This window comes from Serinicoccus kebangsaanensis (assembly GCF_008919445.1).
Lineage (GTDB): Bacteria > Actinomycetota > Actinomycetes > Actinomycetales > Dermatophilaceae > Ornithinicoccus > Ornithinicoccus kebangsaanensis.
This window is the reverse complement of the sequence record NZ_VSLG01000025.1, coordinates 1-5,497: the sequence shown is the minus strand read 5'-3', so window position 1 is coordinate 5,497 and position 5,497 is coordinate 1. Positions and strand designations below refer to the sequence as shown.

Annotated in this window: 3 rRNA genes; all 3 read right to left on the bottom strand. The window is 57.6% G+C overall.

The window, feature by feature from the left end:
• Positions 1–49: 49 nt before the first annotated feature.
• The 3 genes from rrf to FXF60_RS16270 all read right to left on the bottom strand — a co-directional run bounded on the left by rrf (position 50) and on the right by FXF60_RS16270 (position 5,365).
• Positions 50–166 (bottom strand): 5S ribosomal RNA (gene rrf / locus FXF60_RS16280).
• 110 nt (positions 167–276) lie between these two features.
• Positions 277–3,411, bottom strand: a 23S ribosomal RNA gene (locus tag FXF60_RS16275).
• A 421-nt stretch (positions 3,412–3,832) separates the two neighbouring features.
• Positions 3,833–5,365 (bottom strand): 16S ribosomal RNA (locus tag FXF60_RS16270).
• Together the 16S, 23S and 5S rRNA genes form the textbook arrangement of a ribosomal RNA operon.
• Between the last annotated feature and the right edge of the window lie 132 nt (positions 5,366–5,497).

The window sequence follows — 5,497 nt, the reverse complement described above, 5'->3', positions numbered from 1 at the left end:
GGTATAGCGCAAGGGCCCACCCGTGTGGGTGGGCCCTTGCGGGGGTGTGGTCCGGCGGTGTCCTACTCTCCCACACTGTTTCCGGTGCAGTACCATTGGCGCTGTCAGGCTTAGCTTCCGGGTTCGGAATGTGTCCGGGCGTTTCCCTGACGCTATGACCGCCGTAACGTTGTCGACCTGTTGTTTCCCCTGGGGGTGGGGTTGTGGGTCGGGAACCGTGCAGTGGACGCGAGCAATCATGTGGTGTTTATGGGCCACCACTGTTGGTGGTGGGGGTTTGTTAAGTTGTCGGCTTATTAGTACCGGTCAGCTACGCACATTGCTGTGCTTCCACGTCCGGCCTATCAACCCAGTAGTCTAGCTGGGAGCCTCTCCACCCCGTGGGGTGTTGGAAACCTCATCTTGAAGTGTGCTTCCCGCTTAGATGCTTTCAGCGGTTATCACGTCCGAACGTAGCTAATCAGCGGTGCTCCTGGCGGAACAACTGACACACCAGTGGTTCGTCCATCCCGGTCCTCTCGTACTAGGGACAGCTCTTCTCAAGTTTCCTGCGCGCGCAGCGGATAGGGACCGAACTGTCTCACGACGTTCTAAACCCAGCTCGCGTACCGCTTTAATGGGCGAACAGCCCAACCCTTGGGACCGACTCCAGCCCCAGGATGCGACGAGCCGACATCGAGGTGCCAAACCATGCCGTCGATATGAGCTCTTGGGCAGGATCAGCCTGTTATCCCCGGGGTACCTTTTATCCGTTGAGCGACGGCGCTTTCACGAGCCACCGTCGGGTCACTAGTCCCGACTTTCGTCTCTGCTCGACATGTCTGTCTCACAGTCAAGCTCCCTTGTGCACTTACACTCGACACCTGATTGCCAACCAGGCTGAGGGAACCTTTGGGCGCCTCCGTTACTTTTTGGGAGGCAACCGCCCCAGTTAAACTACCCACCAGGCACTGTCCCTGATCCGGATCACGGACCGAGGTTAGGAATCCAGAACGACCAGAGTGGTATTTCAACGTTGACTCCACAACCACTGGCGTGGCTGTTTCATAGTCTCCCACCTATCCTACACAAGCCGTACCGAACACCAATACCAAGCTATAGTAAAGGTCCCGGGGTCTTTCCGTCCTGCTGCGCGTAACGAGCATCTTTACTCGTAGTGCAATTTCGCCGAGTTCGCGGTTGAGACAGTGGAGAAGTCGTTACGCCATTCGTGCAGGTCGGAACTTACCCGACAAGGAATTTCGCTACCTTAGGATGGTTATAGTTACCACCGCCGTTTACTGGCGCTTAAGTTCAGAGCTTCACCCACGAGTGGGTTGACCCGTCCCCTTAACGTTCCAGCACCGGGCAGGCGTCAGTCCGTATACATCGTCTTGCGACTTCGCACGGACCTGTGTTTTTAGTAAACAGTCGCTTCTCCCTGGTCTCTGCGGCCTTCAGTGCTAACCCGCGAGGGGTTTCACACGTCCGGCCCCCCTTCTCCCGAAGTTACGGGGGCATTTTGCCGAATTCCTTAACCACGATTCACTCGATCGCCTCGGTATTCTCTACCTCACCACCTGAGTCGGTTTGGGGTACGGGCGGCTCGAACCTCGCTAGGAACTTTTCTTGGCAGCATAGGATCACCCTGCTTCCCGCATACGCGGTCACGATCAAGCCTCGGGCACTCGTGGGGCGGATTTACCACTCCCCGGCCCTGCGCTCTTCGACGTGGACTACCATCGCCACGCGGAGGCTACCTTCCTGCGTCCTTCCATCGCTTACCTACTACCAGTTCGGGTCACGCGTTCCACCACCCGCCCCCTACCGCGAACGGCAGAGGTTGTGGGTGGCTTCAGGCGCTTAGCATCCCCGGATTCGGTACTGGGCGGTTCTTCGCCGGTTCCGGAATATCAACCGGATGTCCATCGACTACGCCTGTCGGCCTCGCCTTAGGTCCCGACTTACCCAGGGCAGATTAGCTTGACCCTGGAACCCTTGGTGATTCGGCGGAAGAGTTTCTCACTCTTCATTCGCTACTCATGCCTGCATTCTCACTCGTGCCGGATCCACACCTCGATCACTCGGATGCTTCACTCCCGGCACGACGCTCCCCTACCCATCAACACGCCTGAACACCACCCCGTGGGTGGTGCTGAGCAAAGTGCTGATGCCACAGCTTCGGTGGTGTGCTTGAGCCCCGCTACATTGTCGGCGCGGAATCACTTGACCAGTGAGCTATTACGCACTCTTTCAAGGGTGGCTGCTTCTAAGCCAACCTCCTGGTTGTCTTCGCAACTCCACATCCTTTCCCACTTAGCACACGCTTAGGGACCTTAGCTGGCGATCTGGGCTGTTTCCCTCTCGACTACGAAGCTTATCCCCCGCAGTCTCACTGCCATGCTCTCACTTACCGGCATTCGGAGTTTGGCTGACGTCAGTAACCCGGTAAGGCCCATCAGCCATCCAGTAGCTCTACCTCCGGCAAGAAACACATGACGCTGCACCTAAATGCATTTCGGGGAGAACCAGCTATCACGGAGTTTGATTGGCCTTTCACCCCTACCCACAGCTCATCCCCTCAGTTTTCAACCTAAGTGGGTTCGGGCCTCCACGCGGTCTTACCCGCGCTTCACCCTGGCCATGGGTAGATCACTCCGCTTCGGGTCTAGACCCAGCGACTCAAACGCCCTGTTCGGACTCGCTTTCGCTACGGCTTCCCCACACGGGTTAACCTCGCCACTGAGCACTAACTCGCAGGCTCATTCTTCAAAAGGCACGCCGTCACCCACCACAAGGGCAGGCTCCGACGGATTGTAAGCGCACGGTTTCAGGAACTATTTCACTCCCCTCCCGGGGTACTTTTCACCTTTCCCTCACGGTACTTGTCCGCTATCGGTCACGAGGGAATATTTAGGCTTAGCAGGTGGTCCTGCCAGATTCGTACGGGATTTCTCGGGCCCCGTACTACTCGGGAAAATGCCGCACACAGTCACGGGCGTTTCGGCTACCGGGGTCTCACCGTCTCCGCCAGGCCTTTCCAGACCCTTCACCTACACCCGCGATTTCTCACTGTGCACCAGGGTGGTAGCCCCGGTACGCGACACTCCCACAACCCCGCAGCTGCAACCCCTACCAGGTATCACACAACTACGGTTTAGCCTCATCCGCTTTCGCTCGCCACTACTCACGGAATCACATATTGTTTTCTCTTCCTGTGGGTACTGAGATGTTTCACTTCCCCACGTTCCCTCCACACACCCTATACATTCAGGTGCGGGTGACCAGCGATGAAGCTGGCCGGGTTTCCCCATTCGGACACCCTCGGATCACAGTCTGGTTATCGACTCCCCGAGGCTTATCGCAGATTCCTACGTCCTTCTTCGGTTCCTCGTGCCAAGGCATCCACCGTGCGCTCTTAAAAACTTAACAAAAAGCCACAAAGATACAGATGCTCGCGTCCACTGTACAGTTCTCAACCAACAACCAGCCACCACACCCACACCAGGCCACCACACACCCCCACCCCCACACACACGTGCGGGAGGCGGGAACGGGTATGACCACCAGGCGCAGCCCCAGCCGAAGCACCCAACCCCCACCAAACGGGGGGCCCGATCCTCCAGGACCCAACAGCGTGCTTGCACCACACCCATCCACCACCACCACCAGCTTTCCCCACCCACCCCCACAACTTGGGGGGCAGGCCGTACTCACCAGCCGGCAGCACCACACAGGCACAGCGACAGTTCTTCGATGTTCCACCCACGAGCAACCCCGGGCACCACACACGGGTGCACCACGAGGCCACCCACACCCACCACCACGGGCAGATGTGAACGATGCTCCTTAGAAAGGAGGTGATCCAGCCGCACCTTCCGGTACGGCTACCTTGTTACGACTTAGTCCCAATCACCAGTCCCACCTTCGACAGCTCCCTCCACAAGGGTTGGGCCACCGGCTTCGGGTGTTACCGACTTTCGTGACTTGACGGGCGGTGTGTACAAGGCCCGGGAACGTATTCACCGCAGCGTTGCTGATCTGCGATTACTAGCGACTCCGACTTCATGGGGTCGAGTTGCAGACCCCAATCCGAACTGAGACCGGCTTTCTGGGATTCGCTCCCCCTCACGGGATCGCAGCCCTTTGTACCGGCCATTGTAGCATGCGTGAAGCCCAAGACGTAAGGGGCATGATGATTTGACGTCATCCCCACCTTCCTCCGAGTTGACCCCGGCAGTCTCCCATGAGTCCCCAACCACCCAAAAGGTGTTGCTGGCAACATGGAACGAGGGTTGCGCTCGTTGCGGGACTTAACCCAACATCTCACGACACGAGCTGACGACAACCATGCACCACCTGTACACCAGCCACAAAGGGAAACCACATCTCTGCGATCGTCCGGTGTATGTCAAGCCTTGGTAAGGTTCTTCGCGTTGCATCGAATTAATCCGCATGCTCCGCCGCTTGTGCGGGCCCCCGTCAATTCCTTTGAGTTTTAGCCTTGCGGCCGTACTCCCCAGGCGGGGCGCTTAATGCGTTAGCTGCGGCACGGACCCCGTGGAATGGGACCCACACCTAGCGCCCAACGTTTACGGCGTGGACTACCAGGGTATCTAATCCTGTTCGCTCCCCACGCTTTCGCTTCTCAGCGTCAGTAATGGCCCAGAGACCTGCCTTCGCCATCGGTGTTCCTCCTGATATCTGCGCATTCCACCGCTACACCAGGAATTCCAGTCTCCCCTACCATACTCTAGCCTGCCCGTACCCACTGCAGACCCGGAGTTAAGCCCCGGGCTTTCACAGCAGACGCGACAAACCGCCTACAAGCTCTTTACGCCCAATAATTCCGGACAACGCTCGCACCCTACGTATTACCGCGGCTGCTGGCACGTAGTTAGCCGGTGCTTCTTCTGCTCCTACCGTCACAAAAAGCTTCGTCAGAGCTGAAAGAGGTTTACAACCCGAAGGCCGTCATCCCTCACGCGGCGTCGCTGCATCAGGCTTCCGCCCATTGTGCAATATTCCCCACTGCTGCCTCCCGTAGGAGTCTGGGCCGTGTCTCAGTCCCAGTGTGGCCGGTCACCCTCTCAGGCCGGCTACCCGTCGTCGCCTTGGTAGGCCATTACCCCACCAACAAGCTGATAGGCCGCGAGTCCATCCACCACCAAAAAATCTTTCCACACCAACCCATGCAGGCTGATGTCACATCCAGTATTAGACACCGTTTCCAGCGCTTATCCCAGAGTGGAGGGCAGGTTACTCACGTGTTACTCACCCGTTCGCCACTAATCCACCACAACAAGTTGCAGCTTCATCGTTCGACTTGCATGTGTTAAGCACGCCGCCAGCGTTCGTCCTGAGCCAGGATCAAACTCTCCGAAAAAACCTCAAAAGAGATCAATACCCAGCAAAAACCACAACACGCCCACCGGGGGCGGCACACGCATCATGGCACAAACAAAATGGCATCAAAAAACAAACACGCTGTTGAGTTCTCAAGAATCGGACACACACC